Origin of the sequence: Pseudoalteromonas phenolica, from assembly GCF_005886345.1 — a bacterium.
In the GTDB taxonomy this organism is placed as follows: Bacteria; Pseudomonadota; Gammaproteobacteria; order Enterobacterales; family Alteromonadaceae; genus Pseudoalteromonas; species Pseudoalteromonas phenolica_A.
Genome location: NZ_PNEC01000021.1, coordinates 234,641 through 259,954, shown reverse-complemented (window position 1 = coordinate 259,954; position 25,314 = coordinate 234,641). Strand labels below are relative to the sequence as shown.

Sequence of the window (25,314 nt, the reverse complement as noted above, 5' to 3'; positions counted from 1 at the left end):
TGGTTATTCACGCTCCTCACTGAGCAAGATTTTAGTAGGGTAATTATGAACACATTCAAATTCCAACAATCAAAAATCGCACTTTATGTATGTGCGGCATTAAGCACAGGCTTTACCGCCAATGCGTATGCGAACGAAGCTGATGAAGAAAAAGACGTAGAAGTCATTGAAGTACGTGGTATCAAAGGCAGTTTGATCCGCTCGATGAATATAAAACGCGACATGTCGGGTGTTGTTGATGCCATTTCTGCTGAAGAGATGGGTAAATTTCCAGACACTAACTTGGCTGAGTCACTTCAGCGTATTACGGGTGTTGCTGTTAGCCGTAGTAATGGTGAGGGGAGTCAAATCACGGTGCGTGGTTTTGGCCCTGATTTTAACCTAGTAACCTTAAATGGCCGTCAAATGCCAGGTACGGGTAATTCTCGCTCATACAGCTTTGAGAACTTGTCATCTAGCGGTGTATCAGCACTAGAAGTCTATAAAACAGCACGAGCAGAAAACCCAACAGGTGGTCTGGGTGCAACGGTCAACATTGTGACAGCAAAACCACTTAGTAGCGCAACTGAAAAACTTTCAGTGTCTGCTAAGGCTATTCATGATTCATCAAATGAAGCGGGAGAAGATGTCACACCAGAGTTCTCAGCGCTTTACTCAAACACGTATTTAGATGATACGGTAGGTTTTGCTATTTCTTTTAATCATCACCGTCGTGATTTTCAACAGCAAGGTGCCAACATTCAAGGTTGGCAAGCGAATGTCGATTTACCCAGTAACTTAGACGCTGATAAGGTTGTCGATCCGCGCCCGTTAGATGATGAAGGCAATAGAGTAGGTGACCACTTTTTTCCTCGAGATATGAACTACGGTATTGCCGATTTTCAACGAGAGCGCACCAATGGTCATGTAGTCTTCCAATATGCGCCAGTCGATAATATGGTCTTCACATTAGACTATGTGGGTACCAAAGCCGTGACAGGTATGAACTCTATCGGTTGGGGTATGTGGAACGACTATGGTGGTAATATCAATGCGTATGAGTTAGATGATAATGGCACAGTGGTTTATGCAGATATTAGCGGCAATGATGGCTCGTTTACAGCCTCGCGTGCGACGACAGAAGTAGAAGAGCGTTCATTAGGCTTTAACTTTGATTGGCAGGTTTCAGATTCTTTAAAACTGACCTTAGATTATCATGATTCTCAAAGTGAGACGGATAATGGTGCAGATGAGGGGTTAGGCAGCCATGGTTCTTTGGTTTTAGGGTCAGACCAGCTTATTACAAAAATGTACGACTACCGCTCAGGTGAAGTACCTCATGCTAATATCCTTTGGAAAAATGGCACAAACGAATTGCTAGCCAGTGAAATGGACTCCCATTTTAGTCAATTTATTCACTCTCCAGGTAAAGCAATTGTAGAGCAAATTCAATTAGATGGTGTTTGGGATGTTTACTATGACGATATTGGCCTGGTAAACATTAAATTTGGTGCTGCCCGAACCGAGCAAGAAATGAGTGGTTCTAATGCTTGGAGTGGTCTAATTGGTGGTTTCTTGTTTAATCCATCTTGGCCAGAAATGTTCCCTGATGGCATGTTTACAAAGCATGATACCAGTGACTTTTTAGATGCATTTGCAGGTGGTGGGAGTGATTTAAATCCGCACTATTACTATACGTTTAATTTTGATGAAGTGGTTGCACGTTCAGAGGCATTTTTGACCAATGAGCTGTTAGGTGGTGATGACTATTTTGCGACAACGGCCTATCACGATATGGGGACTTTCTCTAAGGGAGCGGTAACCGAAGAAACCACCAGTGTTTATTTATCAAGCTTCTGGGAATTTGAACTTGCTGATTTTCCTGTACAACTAAACCTAGGTGTACGTTACGAAGAGACAGAAGTAACCAGTGATGTATTTCAACCTGTGCCAACAGCGGTTTGGTGGAAAGGTGGCAGTGAGTGGCATACACAGTACTTGCCTGGAGATAATAACACTCTCACAATGACAGGTGAGCATGACGTATTGTTACCTATGCTCGATATTAAAGTTGAGATAACAGATGAATTAGTTTCACGTGTTTCGTGGGGTAAAACTATTTCTCGTGCGCCTTTAGGCGATTTAGCTGGTGGTCGTAGTTTATCAGGTAGTCCAAAAATTGGCTCGCGTAATGCCAGTGAAGGTAATACGAATTTACAGCCTTTTGAATCAACAAACTTCGATTTAAGTCTCGAGTATTACTACGCCGACGGTAGTTATGCATCGATTGGTTACTTCGACAAATCTGTTAAAAACTTCATTGGTAGTCAGATTGTATCTACCACAATTGAAGGGTTTAACGATATTTACAAAGGCCCGCGTTGGAATCAAGCGGTCACTGACATTGAAGCGCGCGGTGAGCAAGCTACCAATGATGCGATTTTTGCTCAAATACAAGCGAATGGTTCAACATTAAACGAGCAAGGCTATATTACACCGAACGCAGATGACCCTTTGATGGTGTGGGACATTACGCGTCCATTCAATGCGCCAGATACTAAGTCAGTTGATGGTATTGAAGTTGCTGTTCAACATCTTATTGGTGAAACAGGCTTTGGTGTTGGTGTTAATGCCACTTTCGTAAACGGCGATGTTGAATTCGATGTAAATAGTCTAGAGCAACAGACTCCGTTAACGGGTTTAAGTGATTCAGCAAACTTCCAAGCTTTCTATGAAAAAGATGGGTTATCAGTCAAGTTAACTTACGCATGGCGTGATGAGTATCTGATTGGTGTTGGTCAAGATCAGGGGTCTTCAGATAATCCGCCGCAATTTGCTAAAGCATTTGGGCAGTGGGATATGAGTGTGAACTATGACGTGAACGACCAAGTAACCGTGTTCTTTGAAGGCATCAACTTGAATAACGAAACAGAGCAAGGCTATGGCCGTTACGAGCGCCAGTTCTTATTTGCGAGAGAATATGGCCCTCGTTATGCGGTGGGTGTTCGTTACTCATTCAATTAATTCAATATAACTCATAACAAGTGCTTACCTCTTCTATGAGGTAAGCCATTCAAGATTAATTAAAACTCTGGTGCTAGCAATTTCAAAATGTAAGCGCTTTGGGTTCGGCATGCTGGAATATGACTATGGCAAGCTCAATAGGTACTTTTGATACAAACAATCAGGTTGAACAACCGCAGAATAATACTTTTGCACTGATCACCTTAACCACTTTGTTTTTTATGTGGGGGTTTATTACCTGTCTAAATGACATTCTGATCCCTTATTTAAAAAACGCTTTCTCCCTCACTTACACCCAGGCTATGTTAGTGCAATTTTGTTTTTTTGGCGCTTACTTTATTGTGTCTATCCCAGCGGGCACTTTAGTGAGTAAGATTGGTTTCAAAAAGGGCATAATCACGGGCCTTGCAATAGCCAGTCTTGGGTGCTTTTTATTCTATCCTGCAGCGGCTTTTGGTGTGTACGCCTTATTTTTAGGGGCGCTATTTGTACTGGCTGCAGGTATCACGGTTTTGCAAGTGTCAGCGAACCCATTTGTCAGTGCACTTGGGCCTGCAAAAACTGCTTCTTCACGTTTGACTATGACGCAAGCGTTTAACTCTTTAGGTACAACTGTTGCGCCATTTTTCGGTGCTTGGCTGATTTTCTCAGAGACAAATGCAGCTGCGCAAACTGATGCAACGGCAGTACAAGTGCCTTATTTATTTTTAGCGCTGACGCTATTGGCTTTAGCTGTGGTATTTGCTTTTATTAAGCTGCCAGAGCTGGGTAAAAGTGAACAATCAACCCCGTCAATTAAAACCGCACTGAAATATACGCACCTTAAACTCGGCGCGATTGGCATTTTTTTATATGTGGGTGCGGAAGTCGCCATTGGTAGCTTTTTAGTTAACTTTTTACACGACCCAAATATTGCAGGCTTAAATGAAGCGCAAGCCGCAAAGTTAATCGCTTATTACTGGGGCGGCGCTATGATCGGCCGCTTTATCGGTGCTGTGGTGATGCAAAAAATCGCAGCGGGTAAAGTACTGGCATTCAATGCTGTGATGGCCATTGTCTTGCTTGTGGTTGCAGTGATGTCAGACGGCGCTGTGGCGAAGTGGTCAATTTTGGCTGTTGGTTTATTCAATTCAATCATGTTCCCAACTATCTTCAGTTTAGCAATCAATAAATTAGGCGATGCTGCGAGTCATGGCGCAGGCTTACTTTGTCTTGCCATTGTTGGTGGTGCAATCGTGCCATTATTCCAAGGTATGCTTGCCGATGTCGTCGGCGTGCAACTGTCTTTCTTATTGCCAGCACTGTGTTATGTGTTCATTGGCTACTTCGGCTTCAAAGGCCATAAACCTGTAAATGGCTCTTCTGAGAGGTAATAAAATGAAGCGTTTAAAGAAATCATTAGTTGCAGTGATGGTCACAGGTTTGCTGGCATCATGTGCAAAACAAAACGACACTGTTGAAGTAGAAAAGTCTGGCTTAGATATTTGGCCGACAATTAACTCTGAAGTTAAAAAAGACCCAGAGATCGAGCGTCAAGTCGCTGAACTGTTGGCAAATATGACGCTAGAGCAAAAAATAGCGCAAATGATCCAACCTGAGATCCGCGACATCACAGTAGAAGATATGCGTCGCTATGGCTTTGGTTCATACCTCAATGGCGGTGGTGCGTTCCCAAATAATAACAAACATTCCAGTGTGAAAGATTGGGTTGACTTAGCAGAGGCCATGTATCAAGCGTCGGTTGATGATTCACTAGATGGCATCAACATTCCAACCATGTGGGGCACCGATGCGGTACATGGTCACAACAATGTGATTGGCGCGACGTTATTCCCGCATAATATCGGCTTAGGTGCGGCAAATAATCCAGACTTGATTGTAAAAATTGCCGAAGTAACCGCTAAAGAAGTGATGGCAACCGGTATCGATTGGGTATTTGCGCCAACCGTCGCTACGGTTCGCGATGATAGATGGGGCCGAACCTATGAAGGTTACTCTGAAGATCCTGAGATAGTGAAAGAATATGCTGCTGCAATTGTTCATGGGTTACAGGGGACACAAGGCGATAATTTCTTAGGTGATGACCGCGTGATTAGTACGGTTAAGCACTTTGTGGGTGACGGCGGCACGGTAAAAGGCGACGACCAAGGTAATAACATCGACTCAGAGTTGGATTTATTCAACATTCACTCGCAAGGTTATGTGGGCGGTTTAACTGCGGGTGCACAGTCTGTAATGGCGTCTTTCAATAGCTGGAATGGTGAGAAAATTCACGGCAATAAATATTTACTTACCGATGTCTTAAAAGACAAAATGGGTTTTGATGGCTTCGTGGTAGGTGATTGGAACGGTCATGGTCAAATCAAAGGGTGTAGCAATCACGACTGTCCACAAGCGGTGAATGCAGGTCTTGATGTGTACATGGTACCAACGGATGCATGGAAGCCTTTAATGGAAAACACCATTAAACAAGTGCGTGCTGGGGTTATTCCAATGCCACGCATTGACGATGCGGTAACGCGCATTTTACGTGTGAAATTCCGTGCAGGCTTATTCGATAAAGCAAGCCCTGCAAATCGTCCATATGCCAATAAAACAGAATTGATCGGTCACGCTGAGCACCGTGAAGTTGCAAAGCAAGCGGTGCGTGAATCTTTAGTATTACTCAAAAATAACGATAACTTGCTGCCACTTTCTCCTAAGCAAAATATTCTGATTGCGGGCGATGCGGCGAACAATATTGGTAAGCAATCAGGTGGTTGGACAATTACATGGCAGGGCACCAACAATGAAAATGCCGACTTTCCTGGTGGCTCTTCAATCTACGACGGTCTTGCCGAACAAATCAAAGCTGCTGGTGGCAAGGTTACGCTTAGCGAAGGCGGTAGTTTTGAAAACAAACCTGATGTTGCCATTGTGGTGTTTGGTGAAGAGCCATACGCGGAAGGCCATGGTGATAAAGAAAATCTCGTATATCAACAAGGTGATAAACGTGATTTAGCCTTATTACAAAAGTTAAAAGCGCAAGGTATACCGGTCATTTCAGTGTTCATCAGTGGCCGTCCACTTTGGGTCAATCCAGAGTTGAATGCCAGTGATGCTTTTGTCGCTGCTTGGCTACCGGGCTCTGAAGGCGATGCAGTTGCAGATGTGCTGCTGACAGATAAAGCGGGTAAGTTGCAAAATGACTTCAAAGGTAAATTGTCATTCTCTTGGCCTAGTCACCCAAGTAAGCCGGTAAATCGATTTGACGCCGATTATGCACCATTACTGCCTTATGGCTTTGGTTTGCAGTATGGTGATAAGTCTGTGTTATCAAATAGCTTGAGTGAAACAGTTGAGCTTGATAACGGAGCAGATGCAAACAGCTATGTATTCAAAGGGAAGACTTTCGCGCCCTGGCAAATGCGTTTGTTCTCAGGGGCAAACAATCAAGCTGTGATGTCGAGCAGTATCGCTCTAAAAGGCCTTGAGTACCGCACAATAGATAAACATATCCAAGAAGACGCTTTCAAACTGGTTTGGACTGGTCAAGAGAATGCGGGTATGGAATTTGTCAGCAAAAGTTGGTTTAGAGAAGACTTATCTATGATGCAAGCCGGTAATGCCGCACTAGTGATTGAGCTCATGCGCGATGGCCTTGCAGAGCAGCCTGTGATTATTTCAAGTCATTGTGAAAGTGAAGGCGATAAACCAGGTAGCTGTCGAGCACAGGTAGACATCACAGAGCAGCTGAATAGATTACCAGACACGCAATGGCAGAATTTATCAATTGACTTAAATTGCTTTGCTAAACAAGGTTTGAAATATAGCCAAGTGATCATGCCATTTGCAATTTCTACAAGCGGTAAGGCAAATCTATCTATCAGTGACATTCACTTTGCGCCTGAGCAAGGTACGTCCGCAAGCATTCAGTGTGAGTGATTATGGATAATGTAACTGAAATTAGACTTGTTGCGGATATTGGTGGTACCAATATCCGCATTGCGCAAGCAACGAAAAACAATCAGTTAACGCATGTCAGCACATATAAATGTGCTGACTTTGCTGAACTGTCAGATGTACTTAAGTTGTATATTGCTGAACAAGAAATCGCAGGTAAGGCTTTACATGCTTGTCTTGCGATTGCATGTCCGACTGATGAAGATTGGATCTCAATGACAAACTTGCCATGGGCGTTTTCGCAAACTGCGCTTAAGGCAGAGTTGGGCTTACAAAGCTTGTATTTAATTAATGACTACAAAGCCATCGCGATGTCAGTACCTTTTTTAAATGATAAGCAAAAGTGTCATATTCGAGGGCCACAGCAGGGCAGAGCTAATAGCACCATTTCGATTTGTGGGCCAGGTACTGGGCTTGGGGTTGCGACCCTCACACCGGTTACAATGCAAGGCAATCATTTCTGGCATTGTATTAACTCAGAAGGCGGGCATATTGATTTTGCGCCGGTAGATGAGCTGGACTTGATCATTTTCACCTACCTCGATAGCAGAAAACCACGGATCTCTTATGAGCAACTATTATCAGGCTATGGGTTAGAGCAGATCTATAGTGCGATTGTAGATTACCAAAACACTATAGAGGGGAGTCATGCCGCGGTAAACAAAACCAGTTTGAGCGCGGCTGAGATTTCGCATAATGCTATTACATTAAATTGTGGGTTATGTCGTTTGGCACTTCAACAATTTTGTAAAGTGCTAGGCAGCTTTGCAGGTAATCTTGCATTACTTAATAGCAGCTTTGGTGGGATCTATATCGCTGGAGGTATTGTGCCTAGGTTCATCGAGTTTTTAAAACAAGGTGACTTTTGCGAACGTTTTATTGCAAAAGGTCGCCTTTCTCATATTGCAGAGCAGACGCCAGTGTTTGTGATCACAGAGCCACAACCGGGCTTGTTAGGTGCCGCTGTATTCTTGAATCAGGAAATAAACTAGCTGAGCCTTAAAGACCAAACTGCTCCGCTAGGATCTGCGTGGTAAATGGAATTTTTAAATAATAGCCGCGTGGCAAAGTTTGCGTCATTGTACCGTTTGGCCCAATGACATCAGTCAACGCTTTGCTGTTCGCGGCTTTTGGCCTAATTTGCATCACCTCACCTAAATGGCCAGAGATTTCGTCTATGCGGCCAAGTGCAATTAGCTCCATTTGCTCTTCCCAGTCTCTTTGTAATTGATGCTCTTGTATTTCGCTGGGTTGCCATAAAAACCCAGAGCCTATAGTTCTGTCTATGGGTTGAATGGTTTTTTCAGCTAAAATGGGCAGCCATAAAACATGGGTGAGCTTTTTCTTTACGGTACTCGATTGCCAAGTCATACCGGTGAGGTTAGTTAGTGGAACAACCGATACATAAGTCGTTTCAAGTGGTTTGCCATTAAAGCCTATAGGTATGGTTTTAAGCTCGATGCCTAAGTGCTCAAAGTCTGGCACAGGTTTTGAGCCTGCGGTGGCACCCAACACATATTCTAATAATTGACCTTGCCAGCCTTTTTCACGTAATAAATGCTCAGGTGTTTTAAAGTTAAACTCAGCTGCAATCTCGCCTAGGGTCAGCCCTGCAATTTGCTCAACGCGTTGCATGAGTTCATTAATAGTGAGTGGCGGAGAAGGTTTTAGCATGGTGAGCTCTCGTTACAAAATCAGCGATATTGTAACGAATGAGCGCGTGGGCGGCTACCAAGTAGAGATACAAGAACTTTGCTTAGTAGCGAACAATTAATTCAGCATCATGTTTGCAGCCATAGCGACCAGCAAAAATGAAAAGAATTTCTTTATAGTGGTAACGGGTAGGTGTTGTGTTGCTTTGGCACCTAAGGGCGCGGTGAACCAAGACGTGCAAACAATACCAAGCAGTGCAGGTAAATACACAAATCCGGCGAAGCCATCAGTCAATGCAAAATGGCTACTGCCTGAACTGATATAACCAATTGAGCCAAATAGAGCGATAACGATACCGCAAGCTGAGGCGCAGCCAATGGCCTTTTTCATATCGACCGAGAAAAAGCTTAACAACGGTACTAAAAGTGCACCGCCGCCAATTCCTATCATGGCTGAGAGACCACCAGTTATAGTGGTTAACGTGGTTAATACACCTTTATTCGGTAAAGTGCGCTCACTAGGCGTATCGGTTTTACTGCTTAAAAACATTTTTAGTGCAATAAGTACAACACTCACTGCAAATACAATTCTGACAATGTGTTCAGGTAAAAGTGCAGCCATAAAGCCGCTTATTAGGGCGCCAAGGGCGACACCAGTCATGATCCAAGGAGCTAATTCCCATGGCACGTTACCACTTTTATGATGTGCAATAGCCGAAGAAGTCGAGGTGAACAAGATTGAAGCCAAAGAAGTCGCAATGGCTGCAACAACCACTTGCTCAACAGGCAACACCTCAAAATGCAGTAAGATAATACTCAATATTGGCACGATAACTAAACCGCCACCAATACCTAATAATCCCGCTAAAAAGCCCACAACACTGCCAAGTAATGCGCAGTACAACACCAATAGTATTAATTCACTCATTCCATTTTCTCTTATTAAAGTTAACCATTGCTTAGATGTGATTGATAAATAGACATCCAGACTTCTCGCGAGTATATCAACATCTCAATGGCTTGTTTTTCTTAAATGAGAGATAAGCTTTGAAAAATCCTCACGTTTTGTATGAAAGAAATAGATACAAGAGAAGAGCGGCTTTAGACGTCTAGATTTCTATTTTGGTTTTCTAAATAATTTGGCTTTTCATTGTTCAACATTGGTAAGTATGACTCCTGCAACGTGAATCAAACTCATGTTTTAGGTGAAATTAAACCGTTTTTATTCAAGTTATAGAATCCGTATAACTATTAGTGCTCCGAACGCAAGACCAAACGAATTTAAGTATTCCTTAGTAAGTCTGTACAAGATAAACATGATTTACTTAGATATTCAGTAAAGGCTAGGTAAGTGAAGGGAGCAGCAATTTACTATTTATCTCATTAAAAAAGGGTACAAAGTACATGAGTCACGATTTTAACTTCAGCATTAAAACGCAGCGCCTGGACGAACATTACAAGCCGTCAACAAACACACGTATCACCACTAACTTTGCAAACTTAGCCCGTGGAGAAAGTCGTCAGTCAAACTTACGTAATGCCTTAACCATGATCGACAGCCGCTTTAATGCACTAGCCCATTGGGATAATCCCAATGCTGACCGTTATGCTGTTGAGTTAGAAATTGTGTCAGTAGATATGGATATTACGTGTAGTGAAGAAGCATTCCCGTCGATTGAGGTGCTGAAAACCTACATTTTAGATAAGCAAACAAATGAGCGCATTGAAGGCATAGTGGGCAACAACTTTTCGTCATATGTTCGTGATTACGACTTTAGCGTGCTGCTTTTAGAGCACAATAAAGATAAGTCGAAATTTAGTATTCCTGAAGACTTTGGCGATCTGCACGGTAAGTTATTCCAGTATTTTGTAAATTCACAGACTTATAAAAACAACTTTAAAAAGCCACCAGTGATCTGTTTATCAGTATCAGATAACAAAACCTATCGTCGAACAGAAAACCAGCATCCAGTTCTAGGTTTTGAATATTTACCGAATGAGTCGTCACTGACAGAGCAATATTTCCAAAAGATGGGCTTGCAAGTGCGTTATTTTATGCCGCCAAACAGTGTTGCGCCTTTTGCATTTTACTTCTTTGGTGACTTATTAAACGACTATAGTAACCTAGAGCTTATAAGCACCATTAGCACGATGGAGACGTTCCAAAAGATCTATCGCCCAGAGATTTATAACGCCAATGCGCTTGCGGGTAAAGTATATAAACCAAACTTAAAAAACCTTGATCACTCGCTGACACAAATCATCTATGACCGTGAAGAGCGTAGTCGCTTAGCTAAAGAGCAAGGTAAGTTTGCTGAAGAGTATTTTATAAAGCCTTACCAAAATATTCTGGCTCAGTGGTCGGCAAACTTCGCTTAATTATTTATTTACTTAAAAAATAACGACCTTACACATAGGTAAGGTCGAGTGCTTAATAACCCTAGAAAAGAATTAGTAAAATGAAAACATTATTACCGACATCAACAGCAGGCAGTTTGCCAAAACCATCATGGTTAGCACAACCAGAAGTGCTTTGGTCACCATGGAAGTTATCAGGACAAGAATTAATCGATGGCAAACACGATGCATTACGTGTGTCATTACAAGAGCAGTATCAAACTGGTTTAGACATTGTCAGTGATGGTGAACAAACCAGACAACACTTTGTAACGACTTTTATTGAGCATCTTGATGGTGTTGATTTCGAAAACCGCCGCACAGTTAAAATCCGTGACCGTTATGATGCCAGTGTGCCGACTGTTTATGGGCCTGTTTCACGTCAAAAACCTGTATTTGTAGAAGACGCAAAGTTCTTACGTGCGCAAACAGATAAGCCGATTAAATGGGCATTGCCAGGTCCAATGACCATGGTTGATACTTTATTTGATGACCATTACAAAAGTCGAGAACAATTGGCTTGGGAGTTTGCTGTGATCCTTAACCAAGAGGCCAAAGAACTAGAAGCGGCTGGTGTCGATATTATCCAGTTTGATGAGCCTGCTTTTAATGTTTTCTTTGAAGAAGTAAATGAATGGGGCATTAAATGTCTAGAACGTGCCATTGAAGGATTAAACTGTGAAACGGCAGTTCATATTTGTTATGGCTATGGCATTAAAGCCAACACTGATTGGAAGAAAACTCTGGGTTCAGAGTGGCGTCAATATGAAGAGGTATTCCCTAAGCTTCAGCAATCAAACATAGATATTATATCTCTTGAATGTCATAACTCTCGAGTGCCAATAGAACTGCTTTCTTTGATCCGCGGTAAAAAAGTCATGGTTGGGGCTATTGATGTGGCAACAAACACCATTGAGACACCTGAAGAAGTGGCCAATACATTACGTGAAGCGCTACGTTATGTAGACGCTGATAAACTTTACCCCAGTACAAATTGTGGTTTAGCGCCGCTTGCTAGAGAAGTCGCAAGGGGCAAATTAGCAGCACTTGCTAAAGGCGCCGAAATTGTTCGAAAAGAATTACAAACTTAAATTAGTATCAATAGATAAAACCTTTCTTATTATGTGAGAAAGGTTTTTTAATTTTTTGAACTTTCTAGTCCAACATACCTCTCAAATCTCTTGTTTTATCTCACCAAATAATGCTAACAACTTACTGAAAGGTTTGATTTTTAACTTACATGAGATGTTTGTTTAAAAAGCGAGCAGGGTTTTAAAAGTGCTATTTTTTTGATTTTTGCTCAATAATAAACCGCTTGTTTATACAGTGGTTTGTTCTACCCGCATGAAATATATAGATTTTTTTTGAGTGTTTTTTTTTCTTATTGTGTTGCTTTAGCTCGTACCTTTGGATAAATACAGTAATATAAACATAATTATCCACAGAATCTGTGGAGAAAGTGAGTTTTATACAGTATTTTTGTGGATTTAATTTATTAAAATTTAAAGTTGTTCAACTTTAAGATTAACCTGTGGATAAGGTGGTAGAAAGCTGGAATTATATTTGCTGTAGGCACTAAGTTATGGAACAATCAAAAAATATCGACTTAATAAATGAGGCACTAAGGTGATTGATGCCGAAGGATTTCGTGCCAATGTCGGAATTGTGATCTGTAATAATCAAGGTCAGGTTTTTTGGGCACGACGCTATGGACAACACTCATGGCAATTTCCACAAGGTGGAGTAGACGATGGTGAAACCCCAGAGCAAACAATGTATCGCGAGTTACATGAAGAAGTTGGGCTGAAGCCAGAAGATGTTGAAATAGTAGCAAGTTCTAAACATTGGCTCAGGTATAAACTTCCTAAGCGACTTATTCGCAGAGACTCGAGTCCAGTTTGTATCGGCCAAAAGCAGAAGTGGTTTTTATTGAAACTCCGCTGTAAAGATGAAGATGTAGACTTATTACATACTCACCATCCTGAGTTTGATGATTGGCGTTGGGTGAGCTATTGGTATCCGGTTCGTCAGGTGGTCTCTTTTAAACGTGATGTATACCGTCGAGTTATGAAAGAATTTGCGCCATTTGCAATGCCGTTTAATAGAAAAGAACATACACCAAAAGAGCAAAATCATTGGCGACATCGCCGTTAAATTAAGGAGAAGATTGTGCTTGCGACATTACGAGCCATTGTTGAAGCGGTGGCGCAACAGCCCACATTAACTGAAGCATTGAATCGTTTTGTCGCCATGGTCAAAGAAGCACTCGCTACAGAGTGCTGCTCTATTTATTTTGCTGATTACAGCCAAGATAACTTTATCTTGATGGCCAGTGATGGACTGAATCCTCAGGCAATCGGTAATTTTAGAATTGGCTTTACAGAGGGCTTGGTTGGTTTAGTTGCGCAACGTGAAGAGCCTATCAATATCGCCCATGCTCAGTCTCACCCAAGATTCAAACTCTCTCCTGAAGTACATGAAGAAGGCTACAATGCTTTTTTATCGGTGCCGCTTGTTCACCAAAGAAAAGTTATTGGCGTTATTGTTGTACAGCAAAAGCAAGCGCGTTCATTCAGCAACGACGAAGAATCTTTTCTAATCACTTTATCTGCTCAATTAGCATCTCAACTAGCTAACACCGAAGCAAAATCAATTTTGTCTGTTGAAACAACGGTAAAAAAAACCTCTGTGTTAAAAGGGGTTTCGGGCTCTCCGGGTATTGCTTTAGGACGCGGTTTTGTTGTGATCCCAAAGCTTGATTTTGAAAGCATAGATATGCAAAAAAGCGATAATGTGGAGCAACAGAAAAAGCTTTTTGCGCAAGCGGTTTCTGCGACACGGCAAGATTTTCATATTATGGCTTCAACATTTAGTGATTCTATGCCTAAAGAAGCCGTCGCGGTTTTTGAAGTGTATCAGCAATTATTGGATGCCCGGAGCTTAGGTCGACAGGTCGAAGCGCAGCTTGAGCAAGGCTGGAGTGCAAAAAGTGCATTAAAATATGTCATTGAAAGTTTGGTGAGCCAATTTAATGCTATGTCTGACCCTTACATAAAAGAGCGGGCAATAGACGTAAAAGAAATAGGGTTACGTGTTTTGCATCACCTTATGAGTACAGAGCAAGCTGTTAAATCCTATCCAAAAGATACTATTTTAATTACGCACACATTGACACCGACCATGTTGGCTGAAGTGCCAAAAGAGAGTTTAAAAGGGGTGATCAGTGTGAATGGCTCTGCCAACTCACACGCTTCTATACTTACCAGAGCAATGGGTATTCCGGCTGTTTGGGGTATTGAAGATATTCCGTTATTACAATTCGAAAACAAAGATATCATTCTAGATGCTTATGCGGGCCGAGTGTATATCTCGCCAACGCCTGCGCTTAAAAAAGAATATAAACAGCTACACCTTCAAGAAAGTAAACTACACGATAAATTTGAAGCTGAACATCATCTAGAGGCAGTCACGCTAGATGGTGAACATATCAGCTTGTTATTGAATGCAGGTTTGGATTTATCGACAGAGCAAGAAATAGCAAAATACTGTGATGGCGTTGGTCTTTACCGAACAGAAGCTTGGTTTATGCAAAAAGGACAGTTTCCAACGCAGGCTGAGCAAGAGCAATGGTATAGAGCCGTGTTAACTCGTTATCACCCAGAAAACGTGGTAATGAGAACCCTCGACATTGGCGGTGATAAAGTACTCGATTATTTCAATTTTACAGAAGAAAACCCATTTTTGGGTTGGCGTGGGATCCGGATTTCTCTAGATCACCCTGAGCTGTTGTTAGATCAACTTAAAGCCATGTTAAAAGCGAATACCGGCTTGGGTAACTTAAAAATTATGCTACCTATGGTGAGTCATACCGAAGAAGTGGATGAAGCACTCAAATTGCTCGAACAAGCTTACTTTGAATTACAAGAAGAGTGGGCTGATCAATTCATCCAAATCGAAAAACCAGAAATTGGCGTTATGCTTGAAGTGCCTTCTAGTATTTATTTACTGCCTGAGTGGGCTAACAAAGTCGACTTTTGCTCGGTCGGTAGTAATGATTTAACCCAATACTTGCTTGCCGTTGACAGAAATAACGCCCAAGTAGCTGATCTATTTGACCCATTCCACCCAAGTGTACTTCGTGTTCTCAACCAAGTGGCATCGCAATGTCAAAATTTAGAACTGCCCTTTAGCTTATGTGGCGAGTTGGGTGGTGAACCCGAAGGTGCTATTTTATTGATAGCTATGGGCTACCGCCGTCTAAGTATGAACATTTCGACAATGAGTAAAGTGAAGTGGGTATTAAGACGCCTAAAAGTTGCTGATATGGAAAAGCTTTTAAGTGAGTGTTTGAAGCAATCGACAACGAAACAAGTGCACCGATTACTTAAGAGTTTCATGATTGATAATGAATTTAGTGAATTGCTTTATCAATCTAAACACTAAGTTAAAATCTTCGAAGTATTTGCAGGTGTTTAATTATTTTCAATCGGTTAATATAGCGCGCGAATTATAATAAGAGAATGCGTTCATGAGTGACTTGTTGTTGGTTATCCTCTACTGTGCGGTATTAGGCAGTGGTGTTGGCTTTTTAGCTGGACTTTTGGGGATAGGTGGTGGCCTGATCATTGTGCCTGTTTTAAGTGCTATTCTACTTCAATTTAATATATTACCTGCAGAGCAGGTTGTTATTGCTGCGATTGCGACTTCTTTGGCTTCTATTCTATTTACCTCTACCTCTTCAGCTTTGGCACATCATAAAAACGGTAACGTACCATGGCAAGTTGCACCTTGGATAATGTCAGGTGTGGCCTTGGGCGCATTGATAAGCGGCTTTATGGCCTCTTTTCTTCCTGAAGCGGTGGTTAGAATTATTTTCTCTGTCTGTGTGGTTTTAATCGCATTGAAAATGCTCTATAGCAGCAGAAAAACAGCAACAGCCCCTTCAAGAAGATTACCTAATGGTCCTGTACTGACGTTTTTCACCAGTATTACTGGCGGACTTTCTGCGATGATAGGCATTGGAGGGGGGGCATTACTCGTTCCATTACTAACCTTTTTCTCTATGGATATGAAAAAAGCCATCGGCTGTGCATCGGCTTGTGGTATCGTGATCGCGTTATTTGGGTCACTGGGTTATATCAGTGCAGGGAGTAAACATTTCGAATTGGCACAAGGTTTTGCTGGGTTTGTTTATTTACCGGCTTTACTAGGCATTGTTTCGACGTCTTGGTTTATGGCGCCCATTGGTGCGAAATCAACCCAATATTTGCCTGTTTCAACAATAAAAAAAATCTTTGCGGCGCTGCTTTTAGTTATCGCTGCTAACATGTTAATTAATTAAGGAAAAGCTATGGAGTTTCCACAAATCGATCCCATTATTTTCTCAATAGGACCGTTAAGTGTTCGCTGGTATGGTTTGATGTATCTGATCGGCTTTGCATTTGCCATGTGGTTAGCTAATCGTCAAGCAGAGAAACCAAACTCGGGTTGGACGAAAGACGAAGTCAGTGACCTATTATTCTATGGCATGCTAGGTGTGATCTTAGGCGGTCGTATCGGATATGTACTGTTTTATCAATTCTCCTACCTATTAGATAATCCTTTGTACTTATTTAAAATTTGGGAAGGTGGAATGTCATTCCATGGTGGTGCCTTAGGTGTGATTACTGCCATATTTGTTTTTGCTTGGCGTACTAAACGTTCGCCTTTTGCAGTAGGCGATTTTGTCGTGCCACTAGTTCCAGTTGGTTTATTAGCAGGCCGTATAGGTAACTTTATCAATGGCGAACTGTGGGGACGAACCACGGATGTTTCATGGGGTATGGTATTTCCAACAGGCGGTCCTTTACCGCGCCACCCATCGCAATTATATGAAGCTTTCTTTGAAGGTTTGGTATTATTTATTATGTTAATTTGGTTTGCCAAAAAGCCTCGTCCTGTTGGTAGTGTTGCTGGCTTATTCTTATTTGGTTACGGCTTCTTTAGATTCTGTATTGAATATTTCCGTGAACCTGATGCCCATATAGGTTTATATGGTGGCTTAATTTCACAAGGTCAAATCTTATCAATGCCAATGATCATCGCTGGCCTTGGTATTATGTTTTGGGCATATAAAACCCAGCCAGTCACTCAAAAATAAATGCTTGCAGATTAAAGATTAAAGATTAAGATTTAAGGTAATTTTATGGATCAGTATTTAAAGTTATGCCGTCGCATCGTTGATGAAGGTGTATGGGTTGAAAATGAAAGAACCGGTAAACGTTGCTTATCAGTCATTAATGCTGATTTAGAGTACAACGTGGCTGCAAATGAATTCCCTTTAGTTACAACAAGAAAAAGCTATTGGAAAGCAGCCATAGCTGAATTACTTGGGTATCTTCGTGGTTATAATAGTGCTGCTCAATTTCGCGCTATCGGATGCAATACTTGGAACGCCAATGCGAATGATAATGAAGCCTGGTTGAAAAACCCACACCGTAAAGGTGAAGATGATATGGGGCGTGTTTATGGAGTACAAGGTCGCAACTGGCGCAATTCAGAAGGTCAAGAATTCGATCAATTACGAAAAATTTACAACGATTTACGTAATGGCATTGATGACCGAGGTGAGATCTTAACATTCTATAATCCAGGTGAGTTTGAAATGGGGTGTTTACGTCCATGTATGCATACTCACACGTTTTCCTTACTAGGTGGTACTTTATATTTGACTTCATCACAACGTTCGTGTGATGTGCCTCTGGGTCAAAATTTTAATCAGATACAAGTGTTTACTTTGCTAGCATTGATGGCGCAGATCACGGGACACAAACCAGGTAAGGCGTACCACAAAATTGTTAACGCGCATATTTATGAAGATCAATTAGAACTTATGCGTGATGTACAGCTTAAAAGAGAGCCTTTCCCTTCGCCTAAATTACATATTAATCCTGAGATCAAAACGTTAGAAGATATTGAAACTTGGGTCACACTCGATGATTTTAATGTCGAAGGTTATCAATATCATGAGCCCATTGCTTACCCCTTCTCTGTGTAATGAATACTCTATTGGCCCCTATTTTTAGTTTTAATTGAATAGGGGCAATATTGCTTTGATCATTGTTAAATACATTCGAGCTGTTCCCTTCCTTTAATTTTTATTTTTACCTTAAGTTATCTAGAGTGTGTCCGATAAATTAACTAATTAGTTTAAGTGTTGAATTTGCTTGGCGTGATTCTTGCTTTTTAATAGAAAAGAGTGATGCGGAGTTGACATGCGCCTGTTTATTTTAGTTCTACTCACTATGCTGAGTGGCTGTCAATTAATGAATGAAGTAAAGCGAGAAGAAGATTTAGCCAAACCCAAGGGGGTTGAAGGCTCAATTCCTATGGAAGTAAAGGGAATGTCTAGTTTTCCTTTACATAATTACACGGCAAACCTAGCTCAGCAGCTTTACCGAGGTGAAGCAGGAAGGCTAAGAAATGCACATATTGGGGTAATGAGTTTTACATTAGCAACTGAGTTAGGGCAAGAAACTGCCGCTCAGCAAAGCAGTGGCCTGAGTCAACAGATCCAAGAAAGCTTAATGACCCAAATGACTCAGCTTGGATACAGTATTGTGGAACACCGAATGAGTGACACAATCACGATAAGCGACCAACACGAAGACATGTTAACTCGAGATATAAGCAAACTGCGAACTCGTCAAAACATTGACTACGTTATTCTAGGCACAATTACACGTCAAGAGCATGCAAATATGATCAATGCAAGGTTGGTAAATGTGTTAAATGGGCAGGTTATTTCAGCGGCATTTACAGAAGTACCTATTAATGTCATGTGGACGAGTGAAAAGATCCAAATGCGTAATAACAAGTTATATCGATCAGAGTATTAATTAGGAGCAGAACATGAGAACACTGTTAACCACATTATTAGCATTTTCACTCACTGGCTGCACCATGATGCAAGACAATTTAGAGAGTAATGCACAAACAGTTCATTCAACAAAAATAACGCGAAGTATTCAATCACCTTTAAATACCAATCAGTTCTTTCAAGCTGAAGCGCCAGACCAAAAGCAAATGTTTGGTGCTCACAATGGTCCTAAGAAAAATATTAACCATTATGTTCGCGGTATGATGCAAGACTTAGCGTCGAACTTAAAATATGTAAATCAAAATACGCCGTTGGCTGTTGCCAGTTTTGTATTTTTGGATGATAAGTACGACGAGGGTACGTTACTGGGTAACCAGATCTCAGAGAGCTTTATGCATGAACTTTATCAATACGGCATTCCTGTGATTGACTTCAAAACAACTGGCTACATGCGCGTGACGCCAAAAGGCGATTTCGTATTTAGTCGTGATTATCTAGAGCTAGATGAAGAGCAAAACTTTCAGTACGTGATGGCTGGCACTCTAGTCAATCATAAAGGCGGTGTATTAGTAAATGTCCGTGTGGTTGGCTTGCAAAGTAAAGCTGTTGTGGGTTCAGCGCAAGGTTTAATACCTCAAGCCGTATTAGATGCATTAGGTAGTAGCGAACGCACTGACGGTATTATGTTGAAATCGAGTGCACGATAGGGGGCCATGATGAAATCTCTCACTTTGCTTTCAGTGCCAATTGCATCACTTATGCTATCTGGCTGCAGTTTATTAATGGGACAGCCAACCATGAGCCAATCAGTCGTTGTGATGAATGAGCAGTCAATGGCCATTGATGAGATAACTGTTCAAATGCAGCCTGAGCCTGAACTCGAAGAAATGCAGCAAACCAAGCCAGACTATGTGCCAATGAATCATTTTGTAAAACTCGATAATTACGTAGAGCAAATGGCCATTGAGCTATCTGATTTGCTTAACGAAACACAAAATATATCGACAGAACTCGCAGTGGCTTCATTTGTTCGTTTAGATGGCACGTTGCAAACCAGTGATCAGTTAGGAAACCAACTTGCTGAGACATTTATGCATCAACTACATCGCTTTGGCTATCAAGTTGTCGATACTAAACTAATGGATAGTGGACATATTTCTCGTATGGGTGATTATGTATTTAGCCGAAAGTCTAAAGCAAGGTTTAACTCTGATGATGCTGAATACGTGCTGTCAGGCACCATGCTTTATCGTGAGAAAGGGGTACTTGTGAATGCCCGAGTTATGTCGCTCGAAAGTAAAAAAGTCATCGCGACATCAAGTAAGATGATCCCTTGGTACGTTCTAAGATCTGAAAATATTTTGGTGTCTTCGCGATAATTTAAATTGAATTCTCGTCGCTTAAATTCTAGTTTAGTAAGCCCCGTGGGCTTGAATCTGAGCGATTAGCTATATATGATAAATATCAATGGCTTGGCCTCTTAGTTAAATGGATATAACGACCCCCTCCTAAGGGGTAGTTACAGGTTCGATTCCTGTAGAGGCTGCCAGTAAACTTCTTTTATTCTTCCCGTACCTTTATCCCGAAATATGCTACAGTCATGCTCTTCAAAAAGGAGTACCGTGTGATTGAAGTAAAAAATCTTACCAAGAGCTTTGCAAATAAAATCGTTTTTCAAAATTACTCAAACATTTTTAATGCAAATAAGTTGTGTGTTGAAGCCGAAAATGGCTTGGGGAAAACAACATTATTTACCATTATTGCTGGCCTCGACCCACATTACAGTGGAGACATACTATTAGATGGCGAAAAGGTTGCGCAATTACAGAATCAGGTTGCTATTGCCTCAGATAAAATCCCTTTTCCTAACTTTTTAACAGCGAAACAAATATTGACGCTCACACAATCTAGTTGGCAATGTGAATGGCCGGATACGCTTTGTGAAATGTTACACTTCAAGCAGTTTCTCGATACTAAAGTGGGTGAGTTGTCATCGGGTAATCAAAAGAAACTGCAATTAATTAATGCCATAATGCGTCACTGTCATTATTTAATTTTAGATGAGCCGAGCGCAGCGCTTGATGCTGAGAGTGTAAAAGCGCTACTTGCTTGGATTGAGCAGTATAAAGGGCAATTATTAATTAGTTGTCATGAGCCAGAACCCTTCGTTGAAATTGGCTTTGATAAGCAGCCTTTGTTTGCAGAGTAAGCGTTATGAAGCATTACTTTTCTTACCGTCATCAGGCATTTAGTCTTGCCATAAATGAGTTATTTAAACAGCTTCAGCAGTTTGTGCTTATGCTCATGACGATGTTTTATATTTTTTTACCAGGGCTTATTGCGGGCTTATTTTTTGGCTTAGGTAAAATTGTACAAAGCAGCAGTGCAGTGATCAGCATGCAAGTCGGTTTGGCATACTTAATTTTTCAGTCCTTGTTACTTACGGTATTAAAACCTGCGATTTTAGACCTAAAACATCGCAGTTTTCATACTACATTACTCAAAAATAAGTTACCGCAAATACTGAGTGATATTAAAGCTTTAATGATGTGCCACCTTTTGTTTGGCTTGAGTGTGTTCTTAATGATATCAATGGGGGCAGACAAGCTAAGCCGTGCACCACATTATATTGCATTTGCCTTTACTCAGCTTAGCTTTGCGCTTATATTAATGTATAGACCTGCAGCAGTCATCTGGGCAAGTATGCTCGCATTTTCTGGCCTATTCGTTTTTGAATCAACTTTGGCATTCTTTTTAGCGTTAAATGCATTGCTATTACTCTCACTTTATTTACCGAAACGGTTCAATTTTTCTTATCACATAACTATCACACCTTGGTCGTTTTGGCTGAGCTATTTCAAAGATAATATTTGGTCACTCACTTGGCGCTTTACTATGAGTGGTCTAGTGTTTTGGGCGGTCTTTATCATAGTGACTGAGCGCTCTGATCTTGTGCATTGGTATGCATTAGGTGGTGCGTTAATAAACCAATTATGGTGGTCAAGTTTATTTATAGAGACGAACCAGCATGTTCGAGAGCATCAGCTATTTTGGAAGAGTTTAAATCAGTTCACGCAAATAAAACGAACTCAGTATATGTACTTGATTGCGCTATCGAGCATGTTTACTTTACCTATGCTTAGCCTTTTCTCATCGCATTTGAGTATGTGGATGAGCTTATTGATCACGCCTTTTGTGCTGATATTTTGTAAGAATAGGCCGCAATTTATAGCTGTGGTCTGGGCTTCATTGGCAATTAGTTTCATCATGCTAATGGTCATCTTCTAATATGAATTTATGCAATTGATTTTAAGGCCCGAAAGGGCCTTTATTGTTTTTAAATAATAATAATTCTTAAAACGGGTTTTAGCAGCTCAATAAATAGTGTATTTTAGGTATGTTATATTGTATCAATTTCAAACCTATTCTTCTTGAGGCACTGATGTTTAAGTTATCACCCGTAATGTTGCTACTTTCAGCGGCACTTCCTTATACTGCAATTGCAAACCAAGTTTCAGGCACTGTTTTAGATAAGAATAATCAACCAGTTGCTAAAGCTAAAGTTTCTATTATGGGCAGTTTGCAAACTGTTGAAACTAACTCAAAAGGTGAATTTGTTTTAGCTGACATAAAACCTGGAAAAGTAGAATTACATGCAGCAGCTTCTGGCTTTGCACATTTTAACTCGAGCTACGACTTAACTGAGTCAGGCCTTCAAGATATAAAAGTATCTTTAACGCCTTCAGCCATTGAAGTTATTGATGTAGTTGCAAGCCCATTTCATGCGTCAAATATGGAATCAGCAACACCTGTGAGTGTTTTATCAGGCGATGCGCTGCGTAATCAACAGTCAGCAACTTTAGGTGACAGTTTAGCCAAAGAGGTGGGTGTACATACTAACTTTCATGCTGGCGTGGCAAGTACTCCAATTATCCGCGGCTTAAGTGGCCCTCGTGTTTTAATTACCCAAAATGGCTTAGATGTCAGTGATGCATCTCGTGTTGGCCCTGATCACTCAGTGTCATCAGAAGCATCAACAGCTGAGCAAATTGAAGTGCTTCGAGGCCCTGCAACCTTGTTTTACGGTAGTGGCGCAATAGGTGGTGTTGTCAATGTTGTTGATAAGCGTGTGCCAAGAGATATCGAGCAATCTGGCGAGTGGCTTATAGAGCATGACTCAGTAGATAATCAGAAACTAGCATCGGTAAATATTAATGCTGGTAGCGATAATATCGCTGTGCATTTTGATGGTTTTTATAGAGAGTCAGATGACTACAAAGTACCAGTAACAGATGAGCAAGGCAGCGATAAAATTGCCAATAGTGGCGAAGAATCAAAAGGTGCTACAGCAGGTGCAAGTTATATCCTAGATAATGGTTATGTGGGTGTATCTGTTGGTAAGCTAGAACGTGAATATGGCATTCCTGGACATAGCCATGGTGATGAAGAAGTGCCTGTGTTTGCTGAACTTGATCAAGACCGGTTCCAGTTATTAAGTGAGCTGCAATTTACAGATAGCCTCATTGATAGCTTACACACACGTGTTGCTTACACAGATTATGAACATGCTGAAATAGAGCATGGAGTAGTGGGTACTATTTTCGCTAATGAAACAGTTGAAGCAAAGTTTGATGCACTTCATCGTGATATGAATGGCTGGCGAGGTGGCTTTAGTCTTCATTATAAGCGCAGTGATTTTTCAGCGCAGGGTGCTGAAGCATTTACGCCGCCTTCAGAAACTGAAACTCTGGCATTTGCTTGGATGGAAGAGCGTCATTTTGACGATGTTTTATTACAGCTAGGAGCACGAGTTGAGCGTGTAACTATTGATGCACCAAAAGTAGTGTTGCCTGAAGTCGAGCTACATATGCATGATGACCATGACCATGACCATGACCATGACCATGGCGACCATGACGACCATGACGACCATGGCGCCGAGGGTCGCGTTTTCGCAGTCGATCAAGAGTTTAATCCTGTTAGCCTGTCTGCAGGCTTAGTGTGGGACTTTACGCCGGGGTATAACTTAGGTGTATCGGTTTCTCGCTCTCAACGTGCACCTTCAGCTGCTGAACTATTCTCATTTGGGCCTCACATCGGCACTCGTACTTTTGAAGTTGGTGCAATGTTTGATTTGCACGAAACAGAAAATGTGCACTTTGATTTTGATACAAAACAGAGTGTTGAGCTAGAAACGGCGAACAACATCGATCTAACTTTTAGAAAGCTTGAGGGAGATTTTGGTGTTGTAGTCAATGTGTTCTTTAACAAAGTTGATAATTACTATTATCAGACACCGACAGAATTTTTTGCGCCAAGCGGTCATGAACATCATGATCACGGTGAACATGGTGAACATGGTGAACATGGTGAACATGGTGAACATGGTGAACATGGTGAACATGGTGAACATGGTGAACATGGTGAACATGGTGAACATGGTGAACATGGTGAACACGACCATGGCGATCATGAAGGTCATGATGAACATTCTGATGAATTACCTGTATATGTATTCAAAACAGATGATGTCACCTTATATGGTTTCGAAGCACAATTTGCTTGGCAAGTAACGAGCGAGCTAAAAACTGAGTTCTTCACTGATTATGTGAATGCGAGTTTAGATAAAGGTGGTGATTTACCTATGATCCCACCACTGCGTTTTGGCACTAAATTTAACTATCAGACAGGTCAATTCAGTGCAAACCTAGACGTTATTCGCTATCAAAAGCAAGATAAGATCGCCTACCTTGAGACAGCCACAGATGGATACACTATGGTTGATGCGTCTATTGCCTACCATTTGCCAGTTGGTGAGCATGAAGTTACTTTCTATGCAAAAGGTCACAACCTGACAGACACAGAAGCGCGAGTACATAGCTCGTTCTTGAAAGAGTTAGCGCCACGACCTGGCAGAAGTTTCGCTCTGGGTGTTAGAGGCGTCTTTTAAGTAAACTATCGATTGCGGTACCTAGTGTAAACTCAACCGCTAGGTATCGTTTTTAGAAAATAGGACAAGGCAATACACAATGAGAGATTTAACCAGTAAATTAGACAAGTTTGCGATCAGTTTTTCTGCACTCTGTGTGGTGCATTGCTTGCTACTTCCTCTAATTACGGCACTTTTACCAGCAGTGAGCGCGATGTTTTTCAGTGACGAGTCGTTCCATCGTTGGTTACTTTTGGGGGTTTTACTGACTAGCTTAGGAGGCCTTACTTTAGGGTGTAAAAAGCACAAGCAGTGGCAGCTATTTGGATATGGCTCTTTAGGTATAACTGTCCTTTTATTTGCTGCTTTTTTTGCACATGATTTAATGCCTGCAGAAGGCGAGAAGTTACTGACTATTTTTGGCAGTTTAATTATCGCTTTCAGTCATTATAAAAACTTTAATGCGTGCCAAACTGGAAAGTGTCACTAATCTGAAACCAGACCTACAAGTAAACGAAGAATTAAATATAAAA

The 25,314-nt window shown here is 41.3% G+C and carries 20 protein-coding genes and 1 tRNA gene; 19 read left to right on the top strand and 2 right to left on the bottom strand.

The window, feature by feature from the left end:
• Positions 1-45: 45 nt before the first annotated feature.
• The 4 genes from CWB72_RS10860 to CWB72_RS10845 all read left to right on the top strand — a co-directional run bounded on the left by CWB72_RS10860 (position 46) and on the right by CWB72_RS10845 (position 7,937).
• The gene (locus CWB72_RS10860) at positions 46-3,003 is read left to right on the top strand and encodes a TonB-dependent receptor (protein ID WP_138631307.1); all 2,958 of its coding nucleotides are present in this window, start codon (positions 46-48) and stop codon (positions 3,001-3,003) included.
• A 125-nt stretch (positions 3,004-3,128) separates the two neighbouring features.
• Positions 3,129-4,376, top strand: coding sequence for a sugar MFS transporter (locus CWB72_RS10855; RefSeq protein WP_138631305.1), 1,248 nt, complete (start codon positions 3,129-3,131; stop codon positions 4,374-4,376).
• Positions 4,377-4,380: 4 nt separating this feature from the next.
• Entirely contained in the window at positions 4,381-6,927 is a 2,547-nt protein-coding gene (locus CWB72_RS10850) for a glycoside hydrolase family 3 protein (RefSeq protein ID WP_138631303.1), read from the top strand.
• Between the two features lie 2 nt (positions 6,928-6,929).
• Positions 6,930-7,937, top strand: coding sequence for a glucokinase (locus tag CWB72_RS10845; protein ID WP_138631301.1), 1,008 nt, complete (start codon positions 6,930-6,932; stop codon positions 7,935-7,937).
• Positions 7,938-7,944: 7 nt separating this feature from the next.
• Here CWB72_RS10845 and mutH read toward each other — a convergent pair whose 3' ends face one another.
• On the bottom strand, positions 7,945-8,619 hold the full coding sequence (gene mutH, locus CWB72_RS10840) for a DNA mismatch repair endonuclease MutH (RefSeq protein WP_138631299.1): 675 nt from the start codon (positions 8,617-8,619) through the stop codon (positions 7,945-7,947).
• Between the two features lie 96 nt (positions 8,620-8,715).
• On the bottom strand, positions 8,716-9,525 hold the full coding sequence (locus tag CWB72_RS10835) for a sulfite exporter TauE/SafE family protein (RefSeq protein ID WP_138631297.1): 810 nt from the start codon (positions 9,523-9,525) through the stop codon (positions 8,716-8,718).
• 476 nt (positions 9,526-10,001) lie between these two features.
• On the opposite strand from CWB72_RS10835, the gene CWB72_RS10830 reads away from it, so the two are divergent.
• The 15 genes from CWB72_RS10830 to CWB72_RS10760 all read left to right on the top strand — a co-directional run bounded on the left by CWB72_RS10830 (position 10,002) and on the right by CWB72_RS10760 (position 25,271).
• Complete coding sequence (locus CWB72_RS10830) at positions 10,002-10,976, top strand: DUF1852 domain-containing protein (RefSeq protein WP_138631295.1); 975 nt, start codon at positions 10,002-10,004, stop codon at positions 10,974-10,976.
• Between the two features lie 80 nt (positions 10,977-11,056).
• A complete protein-coding gene (locus CWB72_RS10825; RefSeq protein WP_138631293.1) occupies positions 11,057-12,085 on the top strand; it encodes a methionine synthase in 1,029 nt (342 codons plus the stop codon).
• Positions 12,086-12,620: 535 nt separating this feature from the next.
• Positions 12,621-13,148: an RNA pyrophosphohydrolase gene (gene rppH / locus CWB72_RS10820; RefSeq protein ID WP_130254503.1), complete on the top strand. Its 528-nt coding sequence runs from the start codon at positions 12,621-12,623 to the stop codon at positions 13,146-13,148.
• Positions 13,149-13,163: 15 nt separating this feature from the next.
• Positions 13,164-15,437, top strand: coding sequence for a phosphoenolpyruvate--protein phosphotransferase (gene ptsP / locus CWB72_RS10815; protein ID WP_138631291.1), 2,274 nt, complete (start codon positions 13,164-13,166; stop codon positions 15,435-15,437).
• An 85-nt stretch (positions 15,438-15,522) separates the two neighbouring features.
• Positions 15,523-16,335, top strand: coding sequence for a sulfite exporter TauE/SafE family protein (locus tag CWB72_RS10810; RefSeq protein ID WP_138631289.1), 813 nt, complete (start codon positions 15,523-15,525; stop codon positions 16,333-16,335).
• A gap of 9 nt (positions 16,336-16,344) precedes the next feature.
• Entirely contained in the window at positions 16,345-17,133 is a 789-nt protein-coding gene (gene lgt / locus CWB72_RS10805; RefSeq protein ID WP_138631287.1) for a prolipoprotein diacylglyceryl transferase, read from the top strand.
• Between the two features lie 45 nt (positions 17,134-17,178).
• A complete protein-coding gene (locus CWB72_RS10800) occupies positions 17,179-18,030 on the top strand; it encodes a thymidylate synthase (protein ID WP_138631285.1) in 852 nt (283 codons plus the stop codon).
• A gap of 217 nt (positions 18,031-18,247) precedes the next feature.
• Positions 18,248-18,871: a FlgO family outer membrane protein gene (locus tag CWB72_RS10795; protein ID WP_130254498.1), complete on the top strand. Its 624-nt coding sequence runs from the start codon at positions 18,248-18,250 to the stop codon at positions 18,869-18,871.
• Between the two features lie 13 nt (positions 18,872-18,884).
• Positions 18,885-19,559: a FlgO family outer membrane protein gene (locus CWB72_RS10790; protein WP_138631283.1), complete on the top strand. Its 675-nt coding sequence runs from the start codon at positions 18,885-18,887 to the stop codon at positions 19,557-19,559.
• A gap of 9 nt (positions 19,560-19,568) precedes the next feature.
• Positions 19,569-20,231, top strand: coding sequence for a FlgO family outer membrane protein (locus CWB72_RS10785; RefSeq protein ID WP_138631281.1), 663 nt, complete (start codon positions 19,569-19,571; stop codon positions 20,229-20,231).
• A gap of 95 nt (positions 20,232-20,326) precedes the next feature.
• A tRNA-Arg gene (locus CWB72_RS10780) sits at positions 20,327-20,401 on the top strand.
• 75 nt (positions 20,402-20,476) lie between these two features.
• Positions 20,477-21,061, top strand: coding sequence for an ABC transporter ATP-binding protein (locus CWB72_RS10775; protein WP_138631279.1), 585 nt, complete (start codon positions 20,477-20,479; stop codon positions 21,059-21,061).
• A gap of 5 nt (positions 21,062-21,066) precedes the next feature.
• A complete protein-coding gene (locus tag CWB72_RS10770) occupies positions 21,067-22,140 on the top strand; it encodes a DUF6136 family protein (RefSeq protein WP_138631277.1) in 1,074 nt (357 codons plus the stop codon).
• Positions 22,141-22,294: 154 nt separating this feature from the next.
• On the top strand, positions 22,295-24,802 hold the full coding sequence (locus CWB72_RS10765; RefSeq protein ID WP_171037274.1) for a TonB-dependent receptor: 2,508 nt from the start codon (positions 22,295-22,297) through the stop codon (positions 24,800-24,802).
• Between the two features lie 79 nt (positions 24,803-24,881).
• A complete protein-coding gene (locus tag CWB72_RS10760) occupies positions 24,882-25,271 on the top strand; it encodes a MerC domain-containing protein (protein ID WP_138631273.1) in 390 nt (129 codons plus the stop codon).
• Positions 25,272-25,314: the final 43 nt, after the last annotated feature.